This window comes from Curtobacterium sp. Leaf154 (genome assembly GCF_001424595.1).
In the GTDB taxonomy this organism is placed as follows: domain Bacteria; phylum Actinomycetota; class Actinomycetes; order Actinomycetales; family Microbacteriaceae; genus Curtobacterium; species Curtobacterium poinsettiae.
The window spans coordinates 210823-236083 of the sequence record NZ_LMOS01000003.1; the positions used below are offsets into that span (position 1 = coordinate 210823).

Genomic DNA, 25261 nt, shown 5'->3' on the forward strand with positions numbered 1-25261 from the left:
GTCTCGCCAGGACGCCGCGGCGTCGCCGAGACGCCGCCGGATCCGGCGGCGTCTCGGATGCATCGCGGCGTCGACAGGACACGACGGCGTCTTCCGCGCCCGACACGGACGGCACGGCGGACGGGAGGCCCGTTGCGGGCCCGCCCCGCGCCTCCTGTCCGTCCGCGGTCGCGTCCAGAGCCGCGACCGCGGCCGATCGGCGCGAGCGCGCGCTCAGCCCAGGCTGCGGACGGCCTCGACGAAGGCGCGGATCTTCGCGGGGTCCTTGACGCCGCGCTCCGACTCGACGCCGCTCGACACGTCGACGCCGTCGGGGTCGAGTGCCTCGACCGCGGCGACCACGTTCGCCGGGGTCAGCCCGCCGGCCAGGATCCAGGCCTCGTCGACGCCGTCGATCGTGGCCGGGTCGATCAGTCGGCCGCTGCCGGGCACAGCCGCGTCGAGCAGCAGCAGGTCGTGGTCGAACGCGGCGCGCTGTTCGGGCGTCTCGCGCAGGTAGTCCTCGGCCGCGAGGGCCCGGATGGTGAAGAAGCCGGCGTCACGCGCCCGGGCGAAGTCGGACGGCGACTCGCCACCGTGCAGCTGCAGCGTGGTGAGTCCGACCTCGGACGCGATGCCGACGATCTCGTCGATCTTCTGGTCGCGGAAGACCCCGACGGCGTCGATGCCGTCCGGCACCCGCTCCACCAGTTCCTTCGCCAGGTCGGCGGTGACGGTGCGGGGGCTGCCCGCCGCGAAGACGAACCCGACGGCGTCGGCACCCGCGTCGACGGCGGCGTCCACGGTGTCGGGCGTCGACAGGCCGCAGATCTTGATCCAGCGCTGGTCGGTCATGCTTTCCATCTTGCCAGGGTGCCGCTGTCCGCAGCGCACCGGTCTCCGGAGTCCGGAGTCCGGATCCGCGGGGTGGGTCAGTGCAGGGCGCCCGCGACGTAGGCGGCCACGCAGGCCGCGGTGACGCCGAACGCCGCGAAGGACCCGACCAGGACGTTCCGTCGGCGCCACCGGCGGACCGCCGAGAACGTGCCGCGCCGGGCGTGGCGGTGGGCAGCGCGGTGCATGCGGTGGTCGCGCTGGTGCTTCACGCGCTCCGGGCCGAGCGGCACGGGGCCGGTGATCTGGGTGGACCCACCGCGCAGCGCGTTGGCGATCGCGACCGCTGTGGGCCGGCGCTCGGGGTCGCGGGCGGTCATCCGGCTGAGCAGCTCGCGCCACTCGTCGGCGACGTCGTCCGGCACTTCGGGGTCTCGGCGGAGCCGGGCGAGCGCTGCTTCGATCAGGGTGCCGGAGTACTCCTGCTTGCCGGTCAGCGCCTCGAGCAGGACGAGTCCGAGCGAGTACACGTCGGTGGCGAAGCTGATGGGCTCGCCGGCGACCTGCTCCGGGCTGAGGTAGGCGGCGGTGCCGATGACCGTGCCGTCGTTGGTCAAGCGGGAGCCGTCGACGAAGTGGGCGACGCCGAAGTCGGTGAGCTTGACGGTGCGGGCGAACCCGGACGAGCCCTCGTCGCTGATCAGGATGTTGGCGGGCTTGACGTCGCGGTGCACGATGCCGCGCGAGTGCACGTACGCCAGGGCGTCGGCGAGCTGTGCGCCGAGGTCGGCGACCTCGTAGTTGTGCAGCGCGCCCTCGGACAGGCGGCGCAGCAGCGTCGTGTCGGCGATGAGCTCCATCACGATGAACCGGTGCGGGCCGTCCTCGAACTCGTGGGTGCCGGCGTCGTACAGCGGGATCAGGCCGGGGTGGGAGAGCATGCTGAGCAGCCGGATCTCGCGCTCCTGGCGCACGCGGTCGGCGGTGGTCATCTTGTCCGGGGTGGCGAAGAGCTTCACGGCCACGGCGCGGTACGTGTGCTCGTCCCGGGCTTCGTAGACGGATCCCATGCCGCCGGTGCCGATGAGCTTCACGAGCCGGTACCGCGCAGCGAGGACGGTGTCCGCCCGCGCGCTGTCCAGCAGGGTCATGGTGTCCGTCGTCCCGTTCCGGAGCCCGTGGTTCCGCGGCCGCTGCCGACGTGTGGACTCACGGGAAACGGTACGCGTCCGACTCTGGATCCGCAGGGCCGTTACGACATCGTGACCGCCGTGCTTCCCCGGGTTCCCGGGGATCGCCGGGGTACAGTCCGACACCCATCAGGAAGACCGAACGCGCAAGGAGGACAGCATGGCGCTGTCGAAGGGTGACGAGGTGCGCTGGAACACCTCGCAAGGCAAGACGACGGGCACGCTCGTGCGGAAGCGCACGAGCGACTTCGAGTTCGACGGACAGCACTTCAAGCCGACCGACGACGACCCGTACTGGATCGTCGAGTCGGGCAAGAGCGGCAAGCAGGCCGCCCACAAGGAGTCGGCGCTGACGAAGGCCTGAGGGTCAGTCGCGGGCGGGCTCGGCGCGACGACGACCCCGGGCACCGCTCGCGGCCGGGCTGCTGCTGCCGCGGTCGTCGTGGTCGTCGGACCCGCCCGCACGACGCTCGGCCCGCACCCGGCGGAGCCGCCGCACCACGAAGCTCACCACGACCACCGCGATGGCCACGTAGAGCACGCGGTCGATCCACTCCGTGTAGGCCTCGACCTTGTCGTACTGCGACCCGAACGCTGCACCGAGCAGCACGAGTGCACTGTTCCAGATGCCGCTCGCGATGATCGTGAACACCGAGAAGGTGCCGAGGTGCATGCGGTCGGCGCCGGCGGGCAGCGAGATCAGGCTGCGGACGATCGGGATGAACCGGCCGAAGAAGACCGCGCTCTTGCCGTGGCGGTGGAACCAGCCGGCCGCCTTGCGGAAGTCGTCCTCGTCGACGAGGGGCAGCTTGCCGAACCACCGCGTGGTGCGTTCGAACCCGATCTTCGCGCCGAGCCAGTACAGCACCAGGGCCCCGAGGTACGAGCCGATCGTCGCCAGCACGAGGACCAGCACCAGGTTCATCTGACCGGCACCTGCCAGGAACCCGGCCAGCGGCAGGATCACCTCGGACGGGATCGGCGGGAACACCGTCTCGACGAAGAGCATCAGCCCGACGCCCCACTCCCCCAGGGCGTCGATCAGCTGGAGCACCAGGCCGGAGAGCCCACCGAGGTCCGAGGGGGCGGTGGAGTCGCCACTGGCGACGGTCATGGCGCGGGCGGTCACGGCAGTCGTCATGCCCCCAGCATCCCTGAACGCCCTGTCAGGACCCGGCGCGCCACCTGGGTGTCGGCCGAGTTCGTGCAGAGCGACGACCTCGGTTTCGGCCTCGGTGGAGCCGCCCGGTCACGACACCCCGCTCAGCTCCGCGGACTGGTCAGCAAGTGTCGGATGGAACCGGCGCAGACGACGATCCGTGACCAGTCGTTGTGATTCGGCGCGCGTGGCGGGCGAAGGCGACGGGACGACGGACGGGAGGCCCGGTGCCAGCTGGCACCGGGCCTCCCGTCCGTCGAATGGTGGCGTTGACACCGCGAGACACCGTCGTCTTGCTGAAGCGCCCGTGCTCCCGCGAGACGCCCCCGAATCCGACGGCGTCTCGGCGACGCCACGGCGTCTCAGTCGGACGCCGGCGTCTCGCGGATCTACTACGCGGCGACCGGCGCGCGCTGGCCGATCGTCTCGCCGGCCACGGCAGCCTCGTTGCCCGCAGCGGCCTCGTCGACGGGGCGACGACGCACCCACTTCTTCAGGGCGACGAGCACCAGCGCGGACACCACGGTCCCAGCCAAGATCGCGACGACGAACATCAGGACGTCACCGATCGCGAAGAAGACGAAGATCCCGCCGTGCGGCGCTCGTGAGGTCACACCGGCAGCCATCGAGATCGCGCCCGTGATCGCGGCCCCGACCATCGACGCCGGGATGACGCGCAGCGGGTCGGCTGCGGCGAACGGGATCGCACCCTCGGAGATGAAGGACGCACCGAGCAGCCATGCAGCCTTGCCGTTCTCGCGCTCCGGCTTCGTGAAGCCCTTGCGGTAGAGCACGGTCGAGGCGAGCGCGAGTGCCAGCGGCGGCACCATGCCGGCGGCCATGACGGCGGCCATGATCTCGAACGGCACGACGTTCGTGGCGGTGCCGGCACCGAGCCCGGCGACGGCGAACGCGTACGCCACCTTGTTGACCGGACCACCGAGGTCGAAGGCCATCATCAGGCCGAGGATGATCCCGAGCAGCACGGCCGAGGCGCCGGACAGGGAGTTGAGCCAGGCGGTGAGCTCGGTCATGACCCAGGCGATCGGGCCACCGAGCACCAGGAGCATCAGCCCCGAGGCGATGATCGAGGCGAAGAGCGGGATGATCACGACCGGCATCAGGCCACGCAGCCAGCGCCAGGTCGGGATGCGCCCGATCCAGTAGGCGGCAGCACCGGCGATCAGGCCACCGACCAGACCACCGAGGAACCCGGCGTTCATGAAGACGGCGATCGACCCGGCGACGAAGCCCGGTGCGATGCCCGGGCGGTCGGCGATGGCGTAGGCGATGTACCCGGCGAGTGCGGCGACCAGGAAGCCGAGCGACACCTGTCCGATCTGGAACGCGGCGGCGCCGAGGTAGTACCCGAGGCCCTCCGGCGGCAGGTTCAGCAGCGTGGAGTTCGTGAGCGTGTAGGCGGCGTTGCTCATCCCCGAGTCACCGTGGTCCAGCGCGATGCCGTACCCGGAGAGCAGGAAGCCGAGCGCGATGAGCAGCCCGCCGCCGGCCACGAACGGGATCATGTAGCTGACGCCGGTGAGCAGCCAGCGCTTGAGCGACTGGCCGAAGTGCTCGTTCTTGGCGGTGGACTCGCCCTCGACGGCTGCGCCGCCCTGCACGCGTGCGGCGTGCGGGTCCTCCGAGGCGCGGATGGCCTCGGCGATCATCTTGTCGGGCTCGTCGACACCGCGCTTGACGGGGCCGGAAACCAGCGGCTTGCCGGCGAACCGGCCGCGGTCGCGGACGTCGACGTCGACCGCGAACACGACGGCGTCGGCACGGGCGATGAGGGCCGGGTCGAGGGGCTCGACCTGCGAGGACCCCTGCGTCTCGATGTGCATCTCGGCACCGGCGCGCTGGGCGGCGGCGACGAGGGCGTCGGCAGCCATGTAGGTGTGTGCGATGCCGGTCGGGCATGCGGTGACGCCGACGAAGACCTTGCGGTCGGCAGCGGGGGCCGCGGCGGTCGCGCTGCCTGCCGTCGCCGGAGCGGAGGCGCTGCTCGCCGTCCCGACGCCGGCCTCGGCCACTTCGCCGCTCACCTCGTTGTCGACGAGCTGAACGATCTCGTCGGCCGTGGTCGCGGCGCGGAGCGCGGCGGTGAAGTCCTCACGGATGAGTGCGCGAGCCAGGGTCGAGAGGACCGTCAGGTGGTCCTTGTCCGCCCCTTCGGGCACGGCGATCATGAAGACGATGTCGGCGTCGCCGTCCGGAGCGCCGAACGGCACCTTCCGGGCCAGGCGCGAGAACGCGAGCGTCGGCTCGGACACCGACGCCGACCGGGCGTGCGGGATGGCGATGCCACCGGGGACGCCCGTGCCGACGCTCGCCTCGCGCTTGATGGCGTCGTCGGCGAGCGTGGCACCGTCGGCGGCGCGGCCGGTCGCGGCGACGCGGTCGGCGAGCACCCGGATCACGTCGGTCGACGTGGCGCCGAGGTCCTCGTCGAGGCCGACGAGCTGTGCGCTGATGAGGCGCGGACTCGAGTCTGCGGACATGTGCTTGCTCCTTCGCAATGGCGCTGATCGCGCGGTGGTGCGGTGTTCGTGGGGTGATCGGGTGGGGTGGGGATCAGGCGGGTTCCGGAGCCGGGTGCGTTTCGAGCACCCGGACGGAGACCGCCGTCGGGTCGGTTTGGTCGAGTGCCGGCACGTCACTGCCGGGCAGTGCTGCGGCCGCGGCCCCGGTGGCGACGGCCTGTGCGAGACGCTGCTCCGGCGACGCTCCCGCGACCTCGGCGAGCAGGTAGCCGGCGAGCGAGGAGTCCCCCGCGCCGACCGTCGAGCGGGCGATGATCTTCGGTGCGGCCGCGGCGAAGGCCCCCTCGTCCGAGACCAGCACGGCTCCGGCGCTGCCCAGGGTGAGCAGGACGGTGCCGACGTTCTTGCGCCGCAGCCGCTGGGCTCCGGCGACGGCGGCGTCGAGGTCGCGCTCGTACTCCTCGGGGTCACCGCCGACGACCTCGGCGAGTTCCTCGGCGTTCGGCTTCACCAGGTCGAGGTGTTCGCCGGACTGCAGCAGCGCGGTGAACGGCACCCCGGACGAGTCGACGGCGATCCGGACGTCCGCACCGTGGCGGGCACGGACGGCCCGGACGAGCACGGCGAGGGCGTCGTCCGGCAGACCGGGCGGCAGGGACCCGGCGACCACGACCCAGCGGGCGGCGGGGCCGGTGGCGGTCGCGGCGGCGGTGTCGGCCACCAGGGCGGCGAGGTCGTCGAGGCGCCCGGCGAGCGAGGGGCCGGGTTCGTTGAGCTTCGTGGTGGTGCCGGTCGGCTCGGTCACGGTGACGTTCGAGCGGAGCGGTGCCCCGATCGGCAGCGCGGCGGTCGGGATGCCGCGCGTGGCCAGGCCGAGCAGGACCGGGTCGAGCTCGTCGCCGGGCAGGACCGCGACGGTGTCCCCACCGCTCGCGACGACCACACGGGAGACGTTGACGCCCTTGCCGCCGGGCTCCGCCGTGGACCGGGTCGCGCGCTGGACGGCGCCGCGCTGCAGTTCACCGGCGAGCTCGATCGTGCGGTCGAGCGACGGGTTCGGGGTGACGGTGACGATGCGGGCGTTCATGCGACGACCACCTCGACGTCGGCGTCGGCGAGTGCTCCGGCGAGGTCGGCCGGGGGCTGGTCGTCGGTGACGAGCGTGTCGATCTCGTCCAGGCGTGCGAACCGCATCAGGGCCTCTACGCCGTGCTTGGCGGCGTCGGCGAGCACCACGGCGCGTCGGGCGGCGAGCACGTAGGCACCCTTCACGGCGGCCTCGTACTCGTCGGGAGTGCTCAGGCCGAAGCCGGCGGACAGGCCGTTCGTGCCGATGAACGCGACATCGGGGCGGAGCGCACCGATCTGCTCGACGGTTGCCGTGCCGACCGCCGCGCTCGTGACGCCGCGGACCCGGCCACCGAGCAGGTGCAGTTCGAGGTGCTCGCTGTGCTGCAGGGTCGCGGCGATCGGCACCGAGTTCGTGATGACGGTGATCGTCGAGCCGGCGACCTCGGGCTCCCAGCGGGCGAGTTCGGAGGCCACGGCGGCGCAGGTGGTGCCGGCGTCGAGGGCGATCGAGCCGGTGAAGGTGGGCGGCACCAGGCGCATCGCGGCGCGGGCGATGGCCGACTTCGCGGTGCCGTGCTGTCCCTCGCGCTCGGCGACGCTGAGTTCGACGACGCTCGAGCGGCCGACGGGCACCGCTCCCCCGTGCACCCGGCGCAGGACCCCGGCGGACTCGAGGGCGTCGAGGTCACGGCGCACGGTCTCGGTGGTGACGTCGAAGTGCTCGGCCAGGCCTGCGACGGACACGCGACCGGCGGACTGCAGCTCGGCGGCGATGGCGGTGTGCCGCTCGGTTGCGTACATGCCCGAACTCCTTCGTTCCGTTGGGTTTCGAGCACTGTACGTCGCAAACCCACAAGAACGCAACCGTTCCGTCCTGAAACCAACAGGTCCACAGGTATCGGCCATCACGCCCGCGGGGTCGCGGCGACCGCCTGGAGGCCCGGTGCCGGTCCGGCGGACCGACACCGGGCCTCCTGTGCGGACGTCCACCGCACGCGTCAGACGGCCGCCAGGGCGGACGTCGGTGGGATCCTTGCGGCGCGCGCCGCCGGGTAGAGCCCGGAGACCCCGCCGATCACGACGGTGGCGCCGAGCCCGGCGACGACGGCCCAGACCGGCAGCGCGACCGGCCACCCCCGGGTGACGGCGAACACGATGGTCACCCCGACCCCGAGGACGACACCCGCCACCCCACCCAGGAACGACAGCAGCAACGACTCGACCAGGAACTGGTCGCGGACGTCCCGACGACGTGCGCCGAGGGCACGACGGACACCGACCTCGGCGCGGCGCTCCAGGACGGTGATCACCATCGTGTTCGCCACCCCGATGCCACCGACCAGCAGGGCCACCCCGCCGATGCCGACGAGCAGCCCGGTGAACGAGTCGTCGGTGGCGTCCTTCGCCGCCAGCGCGTCCGACGGCCGGGTGACGCCGACGTCCTGCGGGTCCCCCGGCCGGACCGCGCCGGCGAGCAGGTCCCGCGACCGTTCGACGTGCGCCGGGTCGACGCGTGTGTAGACGGCGGTCGGTGCCCCGTCGAAGCCCAGCTGCTCGGCGAACCCGCGGGGCACGAACACCCGCGAGTCCAGGTCCGCGGCGAGCGCCACGGGTTCGAGCACCCCGACCACCTGCACCCACTGTCCACCGAGCCAGACCCGGCTGTCCGGCCGTGGGTCGCCGATGCCGAGCACGACTGCGGCCCGCGCTCCCAGCACGACCTGCGGCGGGGCGCCGGCGTCGTCGTCGATCCACCGCCCGGCTGCGAGCCGCCCGCCGAGCACCCGTGGCACGTCGCCCCACGCAGCGAGGACCCCGAGGCCCTTCGTCTGGGGTGCCGGGACGAAGTCGTTCCGGTACACGCCGGTGTCCGGCACGGTGCCGACCGCAGCAGCCGACTCGACATCGTCCTGTCGCAGCACCGACTCGAGTGCGGTGGACGGCAACGGCACCGGTTCGCCGAGGCCCTGCGCCTGGGTGAGGGTGAGCACGTTCGTGCCGAGCGTGTCGAGCACCTCGTCGACCTTCGCCTTGCTCGACGACGAGATCCCGACGACCGCGAGCATCGCCGCGATGCCGATCGCGATGCCCAGCGCGGACAGCACGACGCGACCCGGTCGGGTCCGCAGCCCGAAGACGCCGAGGCGGAGCAGGTCGAGTCCGCCCACGGACCGACGGCGGCTCACGGGGCGACCTCGTCGACCGGCGCGACCTCGGGCTCGATCATGCCGTCGCGCATCCGGACCTGCCGGGGCAGCGATGCCGCCAGGTCCAGGTCGTGCGTGATGACCACCACCGTCGTGCCCGCAGCGTTGAGCTCGCGCAGCAGCTCGACGACCGTCGCACCGGACGCCGTGTCGAGCGCCCCGGTGGGTTCGTCGGCGAGCAAGATCGTCGGGTCGCCGACGACGGCCCGCGCGATGGCGACGCGTTGGCGCTCGCCGCCGGAGAGCTGGTGCGGTCGGTGGTCCACCCGGTGTGCCAGTCCCACGCGGACCAGGGCCTCGACGGCCAGGCGGTGCCGCTCGCGCCGGGGGACCCCCTGGTAGAGCAGGCCGTCGGCGACGTTCTCGGCGGCGGTCGCCCCGGCCTGCAGGTGGAAGTGCTGGAAGACGAACCCGATGTGGTCGGCACGCAGGCCGGACAGATCATCGTCGGACATCGTCGCGACGTCGTTGCCGGCGATCGTCACCGTGCCCGAGGTGGGACGGTCGAGCGTGCCGACGACGTTGAGCATCGTCGACTTGCCCGAGCCCGACGGGCCGACGACCGCGACGAGCTCCCCCGCGCCGACCTCGAGCGAGACCCCGCGCAGGGCTCCGACGTCGCCGTGGGTCTTCGTGACGTCCCGGAGCGACAGGACGGCGACCGCCGGCAGGACGGCCGCGGCGGGCACGGCGGCCGTGACGGGCACGGCGGGAACGGCGGGAACGACGGCGCTCATCCGGGCACCACCACCCGGTCGCCCGCGGTCAGGGCGCCGGTGACCGCGACCCGCCCGTCGGCGCTGAAGCCGGGCTCGACCCGGACCCGCTCGGTCGTGCCGTCCCGCTGCACGACGTCGACGGCGTACCTGCCACCGGCGCCCGCGACGAGGGCGGCGACCGGCACGGACAGGACGTCGTGCTCGGTGGCGCCCTCCGCGTCGACCTGCGCGGACGCGGCCTCGGGCAGGGACCGCTTGCCCGGGTCGAACGACACCGAGACGTCGACGGCCGTGCCGCCGTCCTCGCTCGTCGTCGGCTGCACGTCGACAACGGAACCGGGCATGGCCGCACCGGCGCCGTTCACGCGGACCTCGACGTCGGTGCCGACGGCGAGCCGCTCGGCATCGCGCTGCGGCACGGTCGCCGTGACGACCCGCCGGGTGCTCGTGACCTGCAGCACGTCGGTCGTCGCGCCCGCGCTGCCGGCCGCTGCACCAGCACCACCCGCGGCCGCTCCCGCACCACCGTCGATCCGCTCGCCGAGGCGCCCCTCGACCGAGGCGACCCGGACCGCGCCGTCCACGAAGGCGACGTCGTCCGCAGTGAGCACCCCGGTGCCCTCGTGTCCCCGGTCCTCGTGCCACTGCCGGACTGCTCGCTCGGTCCGCGGGCCGAACCGGTCGTCCACGGACACGTCGTACCCGAGCGCGGCCAGGTTCTCGTTGAGCTGCCGGACGTCGGCGCCCTGCAGCCCCCGTTCCAGATCGCGCCAGAGCGGCACGGTGCCGTACATCGACCGGACGTCCCGCTCGTCGACGGCGTACAGCGCCCCGTCGCGTTCGACCACGTCGCCGACCCGGGGCAGCCAGGTGATCGTGCCGGCGGCTGCACCGGGGACCCCCGAGGCCGCGCCGTACCCGAGCGTCCCGGCGAACACCTTCGAATCCGTCAGGTCACCGCGCGTGACGGTGCCGGTGGCTCCGGCGGGTGCAGTCCCGCCGCGCGACGCACTGCTGGCCGAGGCGCCCGCACCGCTCGGCGCCGCGACGAGGGCCCACGTCCCGACCCCCGCGGCCACCGCTGCGACGAGGCACCCCGACACGATCACCCGACGACGGGCGCGTCGGTGGGTCACGACCCGGCTCCGCCCTGGACAGCCTCGAACGCCGCGTCGGTGCACGGCCCGGCGGCCTCGTCGAACGCCTGTTGGTCGTCCGGCTGGAACCGCATCTGCGCGTCCTGGTCGTCCGGGTAGTCCGGGAACCCCTGCTCCCGGAGACACTCCGCCGTCCTCCGGGCGATCTCCTCGGTGCCGGGCATCGGTTGCGCGGCCTGCGCGTCACCGGCGGCCGCAGAGTCGTCGAGGCAGCCCTTGAGGTCGTCCTGGTACTGCTCGGGGTCGACGCCGTCCGGTGCGCTGAGCTGCATCGACCCGCCGCCGGTGCCGGGGTCCGGCATGTCGTAGCCGCGGTCGCGCATGCACTCGGCGAGGGCGACGCCGGGTGCCGCGCCCCCGGAGGCGGTCGTCGCGTCGTCGTCGGGTGCCGGGTCGGAGCAGCCGGCCAGCAGCAGGGGCAGCAGGACGACGGCCGCGGCCACGCTCATCAGGGACCGGGTGCGACGGGTGGTCGTCATCGTGGTGTGGTTCATGCCTCCAGCACAGCGGACGGGCTGTTTCGCCCCGCGTGCACGTCGGGTTGCACCGGCGAAACACCGACCCGGACGAGCAGCCCACCGGTCGGCCGTGCGGTGATCGACAGCGTCCACCCGTGCGCGTGCACGATCGCGGCCACGATCGACAGGCCCAGACCGCTGTGCTGCCCACGTCCGGCGTCCGCGCCGCCGCGACGGAAGGGTTCGACGAGCAACGCCGCCTCGTCCGCCGCGACCACCGGCCCGTCGTTCTCGACCACGAAGCCGTCCGGTTCCGTCGTCACCCGCACGGCACCGCCGGGTTCGTTGTACTCGACGGCGTTGCCGACGAGGTTGCCGAGCAGCTGCCGCAGCAGCGTCGGCTCGCCGGACACGACCAGGCTGCCAGGAAGCCCGGTCCGGCGTTCGTGGGTCAGCGTCACTCCCGCCTCGGCCGCGTCCCGGGCCGCGCTCGCGACGACCTCGTCGGTCACCTCGACGAGGTCGACGGCCCGTGTCGCGCCCGCCAGGCCGCGGTCGGCCTCGGCGAGCACGAGCAGCGACGCGACCAGCCGCTCGGTCCGCCGGTTCTGCTCGAGCAGCTCGGCGCGGACGGCACGCACCTCGGCCGGGTCGGCGTCGTCGTGCAGCCCGATCTGCACCGCGGCGCGTTGCACTGCCAGGGGCGTCCGGAGTTCGTGGGACGCCTGGGCGACGAACCGTCGCTGGCTCTCGAACGCGGTCTCCAGGCGGGCCAGCAGGTCGTCGACCGTTCGCGAGAGCCGTCGGAGCTCGTCGTCGGGTCCGCCCAGGGCGATGCGCTCGTGCAGGTTCGACGCGGAGATCCGGTTCGCGGTCGCCGTGATCCGGTCGATGGGACGGAGCACCCGGCGGCTGACGATCCAACCGATGCCGCCGGCAGCGATCCCGGCGCCGGCGATCCCGATCGCGGACCACTGCCACTGCTGCACCGCGACGAGGCGGATCACCGCCACGGCACCAGTGCGCTCGTCCGCCGCCGCCGGGTCCACCGCGAGCGGGGCCGGAGCGGTCGTGGCGCTGTCCGATCCGGACGGTGGTCGCTCGACGGCTGCCGTGTCGAGACCCGCGCCGACGCCCGCCAGGGACATGGTGTTCGTGAAGACCACGACCCCGGTCGCGAGCGCCATGGCCGCCAGCGCGAACGTCAGAGCCGTCCGGGTCCGGATGCTCCAGCCTCGGGCCCACCGACTCACAGCGAGTAGCCCTGGCCGGGCACCGTCCGGATCGGGTCCGGGTCCCCGAGTTTCCGGCGCAGCTTCGACATCGTCACGCGGACCGCGGCGGTGAACGGGTCGGTGTTCACGTCCCAGACCTTCTCGAGCAGGTGCTCGGCGGAGACGATGCGACCGTCCGCGCGGAGCAGGGTCTCGAGCACCCCGAACTCCTTCGACGTCAGGTCGAGCGGGTGGCCGTCACGCGTGGCCATCCGCCGGTTCGTGTCGACGACGAGTCCCGCGCGTTCGAGCACGGGGGCGACGGGTGGGACGCTCCGCCGACCGAGCGCGCGGACCCGGGCGACGAGTTCCGGGTACTCGAACGGCTTGGTCAGGTAGTCGTCCGCACCGAGCTCGAGCCCCTGCACCCGGTCGCGCAACGTGGTCGCTGCGGTGAGCAGGAGGATCCGTGTGAGTGCGCCACGAGCGGTGAGACGCCGTGCGACCTCGTCGCCGTGCAGCCCGGGGACGTCGCGGTCGAGCACGACGACGTCGTAGTCGTGCACCGCCAGCAGCTCGTCGGCGTCGTCGCCTCGGTAGGCGACGTCCACCGCCATGTCCTGTCGGGTCAGGCCCGTCGCGATCAGGTCGGCGAGGGGCCGTTCGTCGTCCACCACGAGTACGCGCATCGATACATCACACGTGACGTACCTGTACTGGACCTGGGAGGCAGATCAGGCGTCGAACGGCACCTCGCCGTGGTCGCTGACGCCGGCGCGCTGCCGGTAGGACAGGTGTCCGCCCAGGTACCCGCCGACACTCACGACGGCGAACCCGGCGAAGCCGAGCAGCTTGCCGGCCCCGTGGTTGCCGCGCTTCCGCTGCAGCCACGACAGGCCGTACAGCGACAGTCCGGTCCAGTTCACGGCCTGGTGCACCCATCCGGTGCGGAGCTGCTCGCGGTCCAGCTCGGACCAGTCGACGTAGCCGGCGACCGAGGCGCTGCTCGCCGAGACGACCCCGACGCCGACCAGGGTCTTGGCGGCCTTCGCGTTGCCCTTCCCGCCGAGCAGGTCGAGCACCGCGGCGGAGATCCAGGCGCCGAGCGGCACCTGCACCATGAGCGGGTGGATCGGGTGACCGAACGGGACTCCGTGCAGCAGCTGACGCAGGGCCTTCGGCTTGGCCAGGGCATTCACGACGGCACGGTCGATGTCGACGGCCTTGTCGAGCACGCTGGCGTGCTCGACGGCGTCGGTGAGGCGGCGGAGCGCGCGGATCTCAGGCATGCTCTGCAGCCAACACCCTGGAGGCCCGGCACCGGTCTCAGGAACCGGTGGCGGGCCTCCCGTCCGTCTTGGTGGGCTACTCCTCGACGATCTCGGCCAGCTCGAAGGGCTCGACCGTCAGGCCGTCGCCGTCCGCGGCGACGTCCACCCGGACGGTGTCGCCGTCACGGACGTCACCCGACAGGATCGCTCGGGCCAACCGGTCGTCGATCTGCCGCTGCATCAGGCGGCGGAGCGGCCGCGCACCGTAGAGCGGGTCGTACCCGCGCTCCGCGAGCCAGCCGCGCGCCTCGGGGGTGACCGCGAGCTCGAGCCGGCGGTCGGTCAGGCGACGAGCCAGCCGGTCGACGTAGAGCGACACGATCTGTCCGAGGTCCTCGGCGGTCAGGGCCTGGAACACCACGATGTCGTCGAGGCGGTTGATGAACTCGGGGCGGAACGCCTGCCGCACGAGCTCACGGACCGCCTCCTCCCGCTGCACGTCACTCAGGGACAGGTCCGTCATGAACTGCGACCCGAGGTTCGACGTCAGCACCAGGATCGTGTTCCGGAAGTCGACCGTGCGGCCCTGGCCGTCGGTGAGCCGTCCGTCGTCGAGCACCTGGAGCAGCACGTCGAACACCTCGGGGTGGGCCTTCTCGATCTCGTCGAGCAGGATCACCGAGTACGGACGACGCCGGACGGCCTCGGTGAGCTGCCCACCGGCCTCGTACCCGACGTACCCGGGCGGGGCACCGATCAGGCGGGCCACGGAGTGCTTCTCGCCGTACTCGCTCATGTCGATCCGGACGAGGGCCTTCTCGTCGTCGAACAGGAACTCGGCGAGCGCCTTGGCCAGCTCGGTCTTGCCGACGCCCGTCGGGCCGAGGAACAGGAACGAACCGGTCGGACGGTCCGGGTCGGAGATGCCGGCGCGGGTGCGCCGGACGGCCTCGGACACGGTGGTCACGGCCGTGCGCTGCCCGATGATGCGGCGGCCGAGCTCGCTCTCCAGGTGCAGGAGCTTCTCGGTCTCGCCCTGCAGCAGTCGGCCGAGCGGGATGCCCGTCCACTGCGCGATGACGGCGGCGATGTCCTCGTCGGTGACGCTGTCGTTCACCATCCGGTCGGCGCTCTCGGCCTGTTCGGCGGCGGCGAGCTCGGCCTCGATGCGGGGCTTCTCGCCGTACTCCAGGCGGGAGACGAGTTCGTAGTCGGCCTCGCGCTGGGCTCGCTGCGACCGCATGTTCAGGTCGTCGAGCTGCTGCTTGAGCTCACCGATGCGGTTCAGGCTCGCGCGCTCGGCCTGCCAGCGCTGCTCGAGCTCGGCCAGCCGGGCCCCGCGCGTGTGCAGCTCGTTGCGCAGGGTCTCGAGGCGGGCCTTGGAGGCGTCGTCCTTCTCCTGCTTGAGCGCGAACTCCTCGACGCGCAGACGGTCGACGTTCCGCTTCAGCTCGTCGATCTCGACGGGGCTGGAGTCGATCTCCATGCGGAGTCGACTGGCGGCCTCGTCGATCAGGTCGATGGCCTTGTCGGGCAGCTGGCGGCCGGAGATGTACCGGTTCGACAGGCTCGCGGCGGCGACCAGTGCGGAGTCGTTGATCGTCACCTTGTGGTGCGCCTCGTAGCGTTCCTTGAGCCCGCGGAGGATCGCCACGGCGTCCTCGACGCTGGGCTCACCGACGTAGACCTGCTGGAAGCGACGCTCGAGGGCGGCGTCCTTCTCGATGTACTCGCGGTACTCGTCGAGGGTCGTCGCACCGATGAGCCGGAGCTCACCGCGGGCGAGCATCGGCTTGAGCATGTTCGACGCCGCGACGGACCCCTCGCCGCCACCGGCCCCCATCAGCGTGTGCAGCTCGTCGATGAACGTGATGACCTGCCCGTCGGAGTCGTTGATCTCCTTGAGCACGGCCTTCAGCCGCTCCTCGAACTCGCCGCGGTACTTGGCGCCGGCGATCAGGGCGGAGATGTCGAGCGAGATGAGCCGCTTGTCCTTGAGGGAGTCGGCGACGTCGCCGGCGACGATGCGCTGCGCGAGCCCCTCGACGACGGCGGTCTTGCCGACGCCGGGCTCGCCGATGAGCACCGGGTTGTTCTTGGTGCGGCGCGTGAGCACCTGGGACACGCGCCGGATCTCGGAGTCACGTCCGATCACGGGGTCGAGCTTGCCGCTGCGGGCGATCGCCGTGAGGTCGATGCCGTACTGCTCGAGGGCGGTCTTCTGTCGTTCTTGCGAGTCAGGAGCGCCCTGGAGGTTCGCCATGCGTTCCGTCCTTTCGTTGCGGTGGTCCTGGACTTGAGTCTACTCCACTCAACTTACGTCCGCGCGGGCGTATTCCGGATCCCGACCGCGCAGACGACGGCACCGGCCAGCAGCAGGAGCGCCATCACCACCATGGCCCGGTGCAGCCCCTCGACACTCACCTCGCCGCCGAGCACGACGCCAGCGAGTGCCACCGTGACCAGGCCGGCGATCCGGGCGAAGGCGTTGTTGACCGCCGACCCGGAGCCGGCCTCGGACTGCGGGACCGAACCGAGCACCGCACTCGTCAGGGGTGTGACCATCAGCGCGATGCCCACGCCGATCAGCACCAGTCCGGGGAACACCGACCACCAGTAGCCGTCCGGGTCGTCGCCGGCGAACAGCAGCAGGAGCGCCCCGACCGCACCGACCGCCGGCCCCGCGGCCATGAACCAGCGCGGGCCGTACCGACCGGCGAACGACCCGACGGCGGTGGAGAGCACGAGCAACATGATCGTCGGCGGCAGCGTCGCGAGGCCGGCGAGCCAGGCCGGGAACCGCCAGACCTCCTGCAGGAAGAGCGTGACGACGAAGAAGACCATGCCGAGTGCGCCGTAGATGGACAGCGTCGCGAGGTTGCCGACGGTGAAGTTGCGCGCCCGGAACAGTTCGAGCGGCACGAGCGGCGACCCGGCCGTCCGGGTCACCCGCAGTTCCCACGGCACGAACGCCACGAGGGCAGCGGCACCGAGCACGAGCGCGGCGACCACCACCGGGGAACCCCACCCCAGCCGCTCCTGCTCGATGAGCCCGAGCACGACACCGCCGACCCCGACCACGGCGAGCAGCGCCCCGACGACGTCGATGCGTGGGCGGACGACTGGGTGCACCTCGCCGGTGATGCGCAGGACCAGGGGGATCGTCACGGCGATCGGCACCGCGGTGAGCACGAAGATCCACCGCCACCCGATCCCGTCCACCACCAGCCCGCCGGCCACGGGCCCGAGGATGGTGGCTGCACTCGACCAGGCTGTCCACGTGCCGATCGCCTTCGCCTGCGCCGCCCCGCGGAACGCCGCCACGATCAGCGCGAGCGCACTCGGCATGACGAGCGCCCCGCCGACGCCCTGCAGCGCGCGGGCGACGATGAGCACCTCGCCGGTCGGGGCGATCGCGCACGCCACGGACGCGATGCCGAAGACCACGAGCCCCCACGTGATGATCCGCACCCGGCCGAACAGGTCGGACAGGCTCCCGGCGACCAGGATGAGCGAGCCCAGGGTGACGAGGTAGGCGTCGACGACCCACTGCTGCACGACGAGTCCGCCGCCGAGCTCCTGCCGGATCGCGGGGAGTGCGACGTTCACGACGCTCGAGTCGAGCCCGACGACGAACGACGCCAGGATCGCCACCACCAGCACGATGCGTCGGTCGTCCCGGAGCGGTGCGACGGCGTGCGGCGCGGGGACGGGAGCGGTCATGTGCTCATCCTGCGGCACGGGGTGCCCGGCGGTCGATCCCGCACGACGAAGCCCCCGCGACCGATGTGGTCGCGGGGGCTGCCGACAGGACGGGGCTGGGTGTCCTAACGCCGGGAGTCGGTGTTGGGCTGCGCGCTCGGCCCCGGGTTCAGGACCGGACCGGCGGCGGGCTCGGCGGGAGCGTTCTGGACGGTGCTGTTGTGCACCGTGCCGTCCGGCGCCGCACCGTTGGCCTGGGCCTTCTTCTCGTCGTCGGACATCTCCTTCTTGAAGATGTTGATCGACTGACCGAGGCCCTTGGCGAGCGCCGGGAGCTTGGTCGCGCCGAACAGCAGGATGACGATCCCGAGGATGATCAGCAGGTGAATGCCGCCGAGGTTTCCGAGCATCATGACTCCTTGTTGTGGAACTGGTCGCCGTCCGGTGATCGTCGTCGACCCACGCGGCGGAAGTCCGTGTGCCTCCATCGTAACTCCCCCGCCCCTGGAAGCCCAGGCCGGCCCCCGGAACGGACACCGTTCGTCCAGGGAAGCGCAGCGCTCAGTACGCGCCGCGGGACCGCAGCACCGACGGGACGGTGCGGGCGAGGATCACCAGGTCGTGCAGGAACGACCAGTTCTCGACGTAGTGCAGGTCGAGCCGCACCCCTTCGGCCCAGTCGAGGTCCGATCGGCCGCTGACCTGCCACAGGCCGGTGATCCCCGGGGTCACGAGGAGTCGGCGGTCGGCGAAGTCCTCGTACAGCGCGACTTCGCGGGGCAGGGCCGGTCGGGGGCCGACCAGGCTCATCGACCCGGTGAGCACGTTCCACAGCTGCGGCAGTTCGTCGAGCGAGGTCCGTCGCAGGAAGGCACCGACCCGGGTCACCCGCGGGTCGTCCTGCATCTTGAACAGCGGACCGGCGCCCTGGTTCTCGGACTGCAGAGCAGCCATGCGCGCCTCGGCGTCGACGCACATCGTCCGGAACTTCAGGATCGGGAACTCCGCGCCACCGCGACCGACGCGGACCTGCCGGAAGAACACCGGCCCGCCGTCGTCGGCGCGGACCGCCAGCGCGACCGCGGCCAGGACCGGGGAGAGCAACGCCAGGCCGAGCACGGCGCCGACGACGTCGAGCGCCCGCTTGCCCATCCGGCGGCGGTAGTCGGGGGTCTCGACGTGCATGAGCGGCAGCCCGTCGACCGGGCGCTCGTGCACCCGCCCGGCGGCGATGTCGGCCAGGGGCGAGGACACCACGAGCTCGACGCCGTGTTCCTCGAGCTGCCACCCGAGGCGACGGAGGCGGGCGTGCCCACCACGGACGGCACCCGCGACGACGACGGCGGAGACGCCCTCGGCCCGGGCGTGCGCGAGCACGTCATCGATGCCCCCGACGACCGGAGCCGTTGCCGCCCCCAGGTCGACACGGGCCCCGGCCGGAGCGCAGTCCGTGACGACGGCCCGCACGCGGTAGCCGGCACTCGGCGCAGCGGCGATCCGCGCACCCACGTACCGGACGTCCTCGGCGTCGCCGACGATCAGGACGTCCTGCAGGTGCTCGCCCCGGGCGCGACTCCGGGCGAGCACTGTGCGGACACCCTTGCGGCCGAGTGTCAGGAACGCGAGCCCCAGCGGGAACGCGATCGCGACGTACCCGCGGGCCAGGTCGAGCTGCGCCGCGTACGCGACGACCGCGACCCCGGCGATGGCGACGAGGCTCGCGGTGACGAGGCGGCGGTACTCCTCGCCGCCGATGCCCGCGATCCGGGGGTCGCGGGTGCGGAACACCGAGAGCAGGAGCATCCAGACCACGACGATGGCGGGGGCCACCACGAACTCGAACCAGCCCGAGCGTGGTCGGACGGATGCGAGCTCCCAGGGGAACCGCACGACGTGGGCGATGGCGAACGCGGTGAGCAGCAGCGCGAGGTCGAGCAACGCCACCGCGGGGACGAACCCCCGGCGCGCCCCCGCCGGAGCGACCGTCCGGAGTGACGCCGTGGCACCGACCGGCCCGGCGGACGTCGGCACCGTCGAGTTCAGCGCGGTCGGGTGGAGCACGGTCGAGTGGAGCACGGTGGGGACCGCTCCGGTGGGTGGGCGCATCGCGAACGACATGTGGGGCCTCCTGTCGACCGATCGACGAGGAGATCGATCGGACGCCGGAGTCGCTCAGGTCACGACATCGAGCGGCGCACCATTAAATATATCACCGTGTCGTTCTGCATATCAACGGTCGAGTGCGCGGTCCAGACTCCAGAGCACGGGCGCCTCCCGGAGCGCGGGGACGTCGGCCTCGGTCACTCCGCGCAGACGGAACACCACCCGTTCGCCGGGCAGCAGCGTCATGAACCCGCGGTCCACCGTGCCGCCGGCCGCCACACGGTCCGGCTGCACGAGCAGGTCGCGGACGAGCGAGTCAGCCTCGACGGTCAGGTCCACGCCGCCGTCGACCACCGCGAACGCGGTCCGGTAGCGCGCCGGCTCCCAGCGCATCGCAGCGTCGGGGCCGGGGGTCCAGACCGCACGGCGCCAGTCCATGTCCGCGACGATGAGCTCGTTCGCCGGGTCGTCGACGACGCCCACCGACTCGGGCAGCGACACCACCGCGACGCCGGCGCCGGACAACCGGACCGGCAGCGACACCTCGGCCAGGATCGTGCCGGCCGTGGTGATCCGGCGCACCCGGACGACGCTGTCGTGCCCGGTGCGGGTCGACCGGACTGCCACCTCGACGGGCGAGGACCCGAAGGCGCCGGGCGAGACGCCCAGCGAGAGCGTGTCCGCGAGCGCACCCAGATCGGCCGTCTCGCCGACCGCAGGCGGCGCACCCGGGTGATCCGGGCCTCCCGTCCGCTCCGCACCCGACGCACCCGACGCACCCGACGCGCTGGTCGGAACGACCGCACCGGACGCGTCGGCCGCCCCAGGCGCCACCGACACCGACGACACCGGACGGATCGTCAGCAGCACGTCGTCGTACAGGCGGCGCAGCTCGTGCGCCAGCGGCTTCAGCCGCCCTGCCGAGTCGATCGCGGACCACGACGACACCGGCCACAGGTCGTTCAGCTGCCACACCACCACGCCGGTGTTCCGCGGCCAGTGCGTGCGCCAGTGCTCGATGCCGGTCGCGATCGCCCGTGCCTGCTGCAGCTGCGTCAGGTAGTGCCAGGCGTCGAACGCTGCCGGATCGACCGTGCCGAAGCGCGGCTCCAGCCCGCGGGCCAGCTTGGCCATCCCGTCCGCCGCCTTCTGGTGGTGGACCACACCGGGCGAGTCGACCCGCAGCGGCGCGTCCGTGACCGCCTCGCGCAGCGTGCGCCAAGCGGGCGGCGCCTGCCAGCCGAACTCGGACACGAAGCGCGGCACCGACTCGCGGTAGGCGGTGTCGGGCAGCCGGTTCCAGACGTCCCAGGAGTGGTGCGTCTCGTGGTCGACCTCGTTCGCGGGCAGCGACTCGGAACCGGACCACGGCGACGCGACCGTGTAGAAGCGCGACGGGTCGACGGCGTCGACGATGGTCGGCAACAGGTCGAGGTAGTAGTCGAGGCCCCAGCCCCGATCGCCCAGCTCGGCACCCCAGCCGTCGGCGTCGTGCAGCCAGATGTTCTCGTTGTTGCCGTTCCAGACCACCAGCGAGGGATGGCGGGCGAGCCGGGCGACGTTGTCCCGCGCCTCGGCGATGACCTCGCTGCGGATCGGCTCGACCTCCGGGTAAGCCGAGCACGCGAACGGGAAGTCCTGCCAGACGAGCAGTCCGAGTTCGTCGCAGACCTCGTAGAAGTCGCGCGATTCGTACACGCCGCCGCCCCAGACGCGCACGAGGTTCGTGCCGAGCGACGCCGCGGCACCCAGCCGGGACTCGAGCCGGGCGCGGTCCACGCGCGAGACGATGACGTCGTCGGGGATCCAGTTGACGCCACGGACGTCGACGAGGGTGCCGTTGACGTGCACCGCGAAGGGGCGACCGATGCCGTCCACCTGGGTCTCGATCCGGGTCGACCGGAAGCCGGTGCGGAACGTGTCGCGGTCGAGCACCTCGCCGTCGACGGTCTGCAGCTCGACCACGACGTCGTACTGCGGCTGCGCGCCGTAGCCGCGCGGCCACCAGCGTCGTGCCTCGGGAACGCGCACGGTGACGACCGTCTCGTCGTCCTTCGGGGTCAGCTGCGCGCGGGAGCGCTGACGCGTGGTGGCGCCGTCCTCGGTCTCGCCGCTCACGGTGACGACGAGCACCAGGTCGTCGTCCTCGCCGTCCTGGTCCAGGTCGTTCATCCCCGAACGCTCGACGGTGATGTGCGCGTCGAGCACGCCCTCACCGGCCTCGACGTCGACGAGTGGACGCACCTCGCGCAGGCGCGCGGTCGACCAGCGCTCGATCGCGACCGGCCGCCAGGGGCCGCTCGTGACCGCGGTCAGGCCCCAGTCCCAGCCGAAGTTCGACGCCATCTTGCGGATGTACGGGAACGGTTCGTCGTACGGGCCCGGCATGCTGCCGGCCTTCGCGGCCACCCGGCCGGCCTCGCGGTACGGCGACTCGAACAGGATCTCGAGGTCCTTCGTGGTGCCACCGGACCCCGTCTGCACCCGGGCGTCGAACCGGTAGCGGCGGTGCATGTTGCGGGTCGTGCCCACGACGACGCCGTCCAGGCTGAGCTCCGCGACGGTGTCCAGGCCGTCGCAGACCAGGTCGACGCGCTCGTGTCCGCGCGGGTCGACGTCGACCGTGCGGCGGTAGGCCCAGTCGGCGCGGCCGACCCACTTGGCGGCCTGCTCGTTCAGGTGGAACGTCGGGTCCGGCAGCAGGCCCTCCCGCTCCAGGTCGGTGTGGACCTGGCCCGGCACCGTCGCCGGGATGGTGCGGCCCACGACGCCGTCCGGCGCACCGGTTCCTCCGGCCATCGTCACGGTCCAGTGGTCGCGGAGTTCCTCGCGTTCGAGGGTCATGCGGGTCCTTCTCTTCGGCGGCAGGGTGTCCGTCAGCCTCGGTCGGGGACGCCGGCCGGCGGCCCGGCCCACGACCGGTCCCACGGCCTGGAGGCGCGGCACCGGTTGCCCGGGCGTCGTCACGCCGCGCGCGCGAACGGGGTGCGCTCGCGCGAGGGGTGCTCGGCGATGCTAGTACGGGATGCTTTCGGCAACCTAGGTGGTGACAGGGGCGGGTCGCGCGGGCAAGGTGGGAACGTGATCACCGTCGAACTCGCCAGGTCCCTCCGTGACGCCGGCCTCCGCTGGCACCCCGAGACCGGGGACCGGTTCGTGATCGACAAGCCCGGCATCGACGACGACGTCTACACGGTGTCCGAGATGACCGTCGAACGGCACGACTCCCCCACCGGCACGATCCTCGGCTTCAACGGCACCACGGAGTGGGCCCTCGACTCGGTCACCGCGTCGGAGTCGCTCTGGCTGCCCCGCGAGGACCAGCTGCGCGACCTGCTCGGGCCGTCGTTCATCGGGCTGACCCGGGTGCCGGTCGGCGGGCGCGTGGTCTTCACGGTGACCGCGACGATCGGGGGCGTCGACCGCAGCTTCGCGTCCGAGGTGCCCGCGATCGCGTACGGGCAGGCACTGCAGGCGTACATCACGGCTGCGCTCTCCTGAGCTGCGCAGCCCGCGCGGCGCAGCCCGAGCGGCGCAGCCCGCGCGGCGCGCCCGGGCTCGCCGTTCCTGGGTGTCGGCGGAATGCGCGCTGAGGGGCGTTTGGTTGCATGGGTCCATGACCGTTCCGAACATCACCCTGAACGACGGCAAGACCATCCCGCAGCTCGGCTTCGGTGTCTTCCAGATCGACCCCTCCGAGACGAAGGCCGCCACGCTGGCTGCGCTCGAGGTCGGCTACCGCCACATCGACACCGCCGAGATGTACGGCAACGAGAAGGAGGTCGGTGAGGCGATCGCTGCGTCCGGCATCCCGCGTGAGGAGATCTTCGTCACCTCGAAGCTCAACAACGGCTTCCACGACCCCGAGGCTGCGCTGGAGAACGGCAAGAAGTCGGCCGAGCTGCTCGGCGGCTACACCGACCTCTTCCTGATCCACTGGCCCCTGCCCACCGTCTCGGACTTCGTGCCGACGTGGAAGGCCTTCGAGGAGCTCTACGCCGCCGGTACCGCCCGGTCGATCGGTGTCTCGAACTTCCAGACCAACCACCTCAACCGCCTCGCCGCCGAGACGACCATCACCCCGGCCGTGAACCAGATCGAGGTGCACCCGTACCTGGCGCAGGACGAACTCCGCGCCTACAACCGTGAGCACGGCATCGCGACCGAGGCGTGGTCCCCGATCGCGCAGGGCCTCGTGCTCGACGACGAGACCATCACCCGCATCGCCTCGTCGGTCGGCAAGTCCCCGGCGCAGGTCGTCCTCCGTTGGCACATCCAGCGCGGCGACATCGTGTTCCCGAAGTCCGTCACGCGCGCCCGCGTCGAGGAGAACTTCGCGATCTTCGACTTCGAGCTCTCGGACGAGGACATGACGGACATCACCGGCCTCGACAAGGGCCACCGCACGGGTCCCGACCCCGACACGTTCGACTACGTGCCGGCCTGATCGATCCCAGCACAGCAGCACGTCGCGAGAGCCGTCCGGGTCAGCCCGGGCGGCTCTCGCCGTCCGTGGCCGTCAGCGGTTCGTCGCGACCGAGGCCGTCACGGTGAACTTCGGGGTCCTGACGACCTCGCGGGTCGGCCCGACCAGGCGCGAGAGGACCGGCCGGTAGCGCAGGTGCGTGTTCCAGACGCACCACAGTTCACCGCCGGCCTGGAGGATCGTGGCCGCGTTCCGGAACATCGCCTCGGCGGTGTCCGTGGTCACCGCCGTGTCCGCGTGGAACGGCGGGTTGCACAGCACCAGCTGCGCGGACCCCTCGGCGAGCTCGTCGCCCGCGTCGGTCCGCAGCACCGTCACCCGGTCGGCGACCCCGTTGGCCTCCGCCGTCGCGCGCGTCGACTCCACCGCGATCCGCGACACGTCGGTGGCGACCACGCGGACGTTCGGTCGGCGCAGCGCGGTCGCCGCTGCGATCACGCCGTTGCCACTCCCCAGGTCCACGACCGTGCGCGCGGTGGGGACCGCTCGGTCCATCGCGTCGAGGAGCACCCGCGTGCCCTGGTCGAGCGACGTCCCCGCGAACACGCCACCGTGCGCGACCAGGGTCATGCCGAGGTCGTCGACGTGCACCGACCGGGGCCAGGGGTTCGTGGTCGCGGCACGGGTGGCCTGGGCGCGGAGCGGGTCCTGCGCGATGAGCAGCCGCGACTTGCCCCGGCCACGCGAGGCAGTGACGTCGCCGAACGACCGGCGCAGCACGTCGTTCTGCGACAGGTTCATGTACTTGACGTTGCCGCCGCAGAGCAACACGACGTCGGGCGCGGCGAAGCGGGCGACGGCGCGGGCGATCTCGTCCAGTCGGTCGTGCGACTTCGACAGCCGCAGCACGACCAGCCGGACGTCGCGGAACGCAGCCTCGAACGAGTCGGGGTGGTGGAACCCACGGAGTCCGAAGGTGCCGGCGTTGGCCTCGAGTGCGCGCTCCCCCACCAGGGAGTCCTGGACGACCCGGATGTCGCTCGCGCCGTACTGCGTGATGAGGCCGAGCGTCAGCACCCCGTGCCGATCATCGACGACCGCGACCTCGCCCGGCTGCCGGAGCGCGTCGCCGTGCACGTGCGGTGCCTCGTCGATGAGGAACCGGTCCGTGCCGTCGATCGCGATGAGGTCCGGCGCGGCGTCGTCGCGTCGGCGGAAGAAGTCGGCGAAGTCTGGCACCGCGTCAGCGTACCCGGAGGCGGTCGACCCCGGAGCACGTCGTCATCGC

At 72.2% G+C, this 25261-nt stretch carries 22 protein-coding genes; 3 read left to right on the forward strand and 19 right to left on the reverse strand.

Annotation, left to right across the window (positions count from 1 at the left end; all coding sequences use genetic code 11):
• Window positions 1-213: 213 nt before the first annotated feature.
• Window positions 214-834 carry a phosphoribosylanthranilate isomerase gene (locus tag ASF75_RS05695; protein WP_017886354.1) on the reverse strand — a complete coding sequence of 207 codons (621 nt, stop codon included), beginning with the start codon at window positions 832-834 and terminating at the stop codon, window positions 214-216.
• A 77-nt stretch (window positions 835-911) separates the two neighbouring features.
• A complete protein-coding gene (locus tag ASF75_RS05700; protein WP_051067362.1) occupies window positions 912-1964 on the reverse strand; it encodes a serine/threonine-protein kinase in 1053 nt (350 codons plus the stop codon).
• 199 nt (window positions 1965-2163) lie between these two features.
• On the opposite strand from ASF75_RS05700, the gene ASF75_RS05705 reads away from it, so the two are divergent.
• Window positions 2164-2367: a DUF2945 domain-containing protein gene (locus ASF75_RS05705; protein ID WP_017886355.1), complete on the forward strand. Its 204-nt coding sequence runs from the start codon at window positions 2164-2166 to the stop codon at window positions 2365-2367.
• Window positions 2368-2370: 3 nt separating this feature from the next.
• Here ASF75_RS05705 and ASF75_RS05710 read toward each other — a convergent pair whose 3' ends face one another.
• The 16 genes from ASF75_RS05710 to ASF75_RS05785 all read right to left on the reverse strand — a co-directional run bounded on the left by ASF75_RS05710 (window position 2371) and on the right by ASF75_RS05785 (window position 22391).
• On the reverse strand, window positions 2371-3144 hold the full coding sequence (locus tag ASF75_RS05710) for a DedA family protein (RefSeq protein ID WP_228499450.1): 774 nt from the start codon (window positions 3142-3144) through the stop codon (window positions 2371-2373).
• A gap of 410 nt (window positions 3145-3554) precedes the next feature.
• Entirely contained in the window at window positions 3555-5663 is a 2109-nt protein-coding gene (locus ASF75_RS05715) for a fructose-specific PTS transporter subunit EIIC (protein WP_056069509.1), read from the reverse strand.
• Window positions 5664-5736: 73 nt separating this feature from the next.
• A complete protein-coding gene (locus tag ASF75_RS05720; protein WP_056069513.1) occupies window positions 5737-6732 on the reverse strand; it encodes a 1-phosphofructokinase family hexose kinase in 996 nt (331 codons plus the stop codon).
• The gene (locus ASF75_RS05725; RefSeq protein ID WP_056069518.1) at window positions 6729-7517 is read right to left on the reverse strand and encodes a DeoR/GlpR family DNA-binding transcription regulator; all 789 of its coding nucleotides are present in this window, start codon (window positions 7515-7517) and stop codon (window positions 6729-6731) included. Before ASF75_RS05725 ends, ASF75_RS05720 begins: the two co-directional genes overlap by 4 nt.
• Window positions 7518-7714: 197 nt before the next feature.
• Entirely contained in the window at window positions 7715-8902 is a 1188-nt protein-coding gene (locus tag ASF75_RS05730) for an ABC transporter permease (protein WP_235517550.1), read from the reverse strand.
• Complete coding sequence (locus ASF75_RS05735) at window positions 8899-9660, reverse strand: ABC transporter ATP-binding protein (RefSeq protein ID WP_235517551.1); 762 nt, start codon at window positions 9658-9660, stop codon at window positions 8899-8901. Before ASF75_RS05735 ends, ASF75_RS05730 begins: the two co-directional genes overlap by 4 nt.
• Window positions 9657-10778, reverse strand: a complete 1122-nt coding sequence (locus ASF75_RS05740; protein ID WP_156463796.1) for a peptidoglycan-binding protein — start codon at window positions 10776-10778, stop codon at window positions 9657-9659. The genes ASF75_RS05735 and ASF75_RS05740 overlap by 4 nt, the downstream gene beginning before the upstream one ends.
• Window positions 10775-11293, reverse strand: a complete 519-nt coding sequence (locus ASF75_RS17595) for a hypothetical protein (RefSeq protein ID WP_056069528.1) — start codon at window positions 11291-11293, stop codon at window positions 10775-10777. The genes ASF75_RS05740 and ASF75_RS17595 overlap by 4 nt, the downstream gene beginning before the upstream one ends.
• Window positions 11290-12444, reverse strand: coding sequence for a sensor histidine kinase (locus ASF75_RS05750; RefSeq protein ID WP_056069531.1), 1155 nt, complete (start codon window positions 12442-12444; stop codon window positions 11290-11292). Before ASF75_RS05750 ends, ASF75_RS17595 begins: the two co-directional genes overlap by 4 nt.
• A 62-nt stretch (window positions 12445-12506) precedes the next feature.
• Window positions 12507-13160 carry a response regulator transcription factor gene (locus ASF75_RS05755; RefSeq protein WP_042538709.1) on the reverse strand — a complete coding sequence of 218 codons (654 nt, stop codon included), beginning with the start codon at window positions 13158-13160 and terminating at the stop codon, window positions 12507-12509.
• 45 nt (window positions 13161-13205) lie between these two features.
• Complete coding sequence (locus tag ASF75_RS05760; protein ID WP_056069534.1) at window positions 13206-13760, reverse strand: DUF2231 domain-containing protein; 555 nt, start codon at window positions 13758-13760, stop codon at window positions 13206-13208.
• Between the two features lie 76 nt (window positions 13761-13836).
• Window positions 13837-16005: an ATP-dependent Clp protease ATP-binding subunit gene (locus ASF75_RS05765; RefSeq protein ID WP_082509472.1), complete on the reverse strand. Its 2169-nt coding sequence runs from the start codon at window positions 16003-16005 to the stop codon at window positions 13837-13839.
• Between the two features lie 53 nt (window positions 16006-16058).
• Complete coding sequence (locus ASF75_RS05770) at window positions 16059-17465, reverse strand: MFS transporter (protein ID WP_056069536.1); 1407 nt, start codon at window positions 17463-17465, stop codon at window positions 16059-16061.
• 104 nt (window positions 17466-17569) lie between these two features.
• Window positions 17570-17857 (reverse strand): twin-arginine translocase TatA/TatE family subunit, encoded by a 288-nt coding sequence (gene tatA / locus ASF75_RS05775; protein ID WP_017886369.1) that lies wholly within the window; start codon window positions 17855-17857, stop codon window positions 17570-17572.
• A gap of 148 nt (window positions 17858-18005) precedes the next feature.
• Window positions 18006-19562, reverse strand: coding sequence for a sugar transferase (locus tag ASF75_RS05780; protein WP_017886370.1), 1557 nt, complete (start codon window positions 19560-19562; stop codon window positions 18006-18008).
• Between the two features lie 111 nt (window positions 19563-19673).
• Window positions 19674-22391, reverse strand: a complete 2718-nt coding sequence (locus ASF75_RS05785) for a glycoside hydrolase family 2 protein (protein WP_056069539.1) — start codon at window positions 22389-22391, stop codon at window positions 19674-19676.
• Window positions 22392-22628: 237 nt separating this feature from the next.
• Here ASF75_RS05785 and ASF75_RS05790 point away from each other — a divergent pair, with 237 nt between their 5' ends.
• Both ASF75_RS05790 and ASF75_RS05795 read left to right on the forward strand, forming a co-directional pair.
• Complete coding sequence (locus ASF75_RS05790) at window positions 22629-23048, forward strand: hypothetical protein (RefSeq protein ID WP_017886372.1); 420 nt, start codon at window positions 22629-22631, stop codon at window positions 23046-23048.
• A gap of 115 nt (window positions 23049-23163) precedes the next feature.
• Complete coding sequence (locus tag ASF75_RS05795; protein ID WP_017886373.1) at window positions 23164-23994, forward strand: aldo/keto reductase; 831 nt, start codon at window positions 23164-23166, stop codon at window positions 23992-23994.
• Between the two features lie 72 nt (window positions 23995-24066).
• Here the strand turns inward: ASF75_RS05795 and ASF75_RS05800 are convergent, their stop codons facing one another.
• Window positions 24067-25212 (reverse strand): class I SAM-dependent methyltransferase, encoded by a 1146-nt coding sequence (locus ASF75_RS05800; RefSeq protein WP_056069543.1) that lies wholly within the window; start codon window positions 25210-25212, stop codon window positions 24067-24069.
• Window positions 25213-25261: the final 49 nt, after the last annotated feature.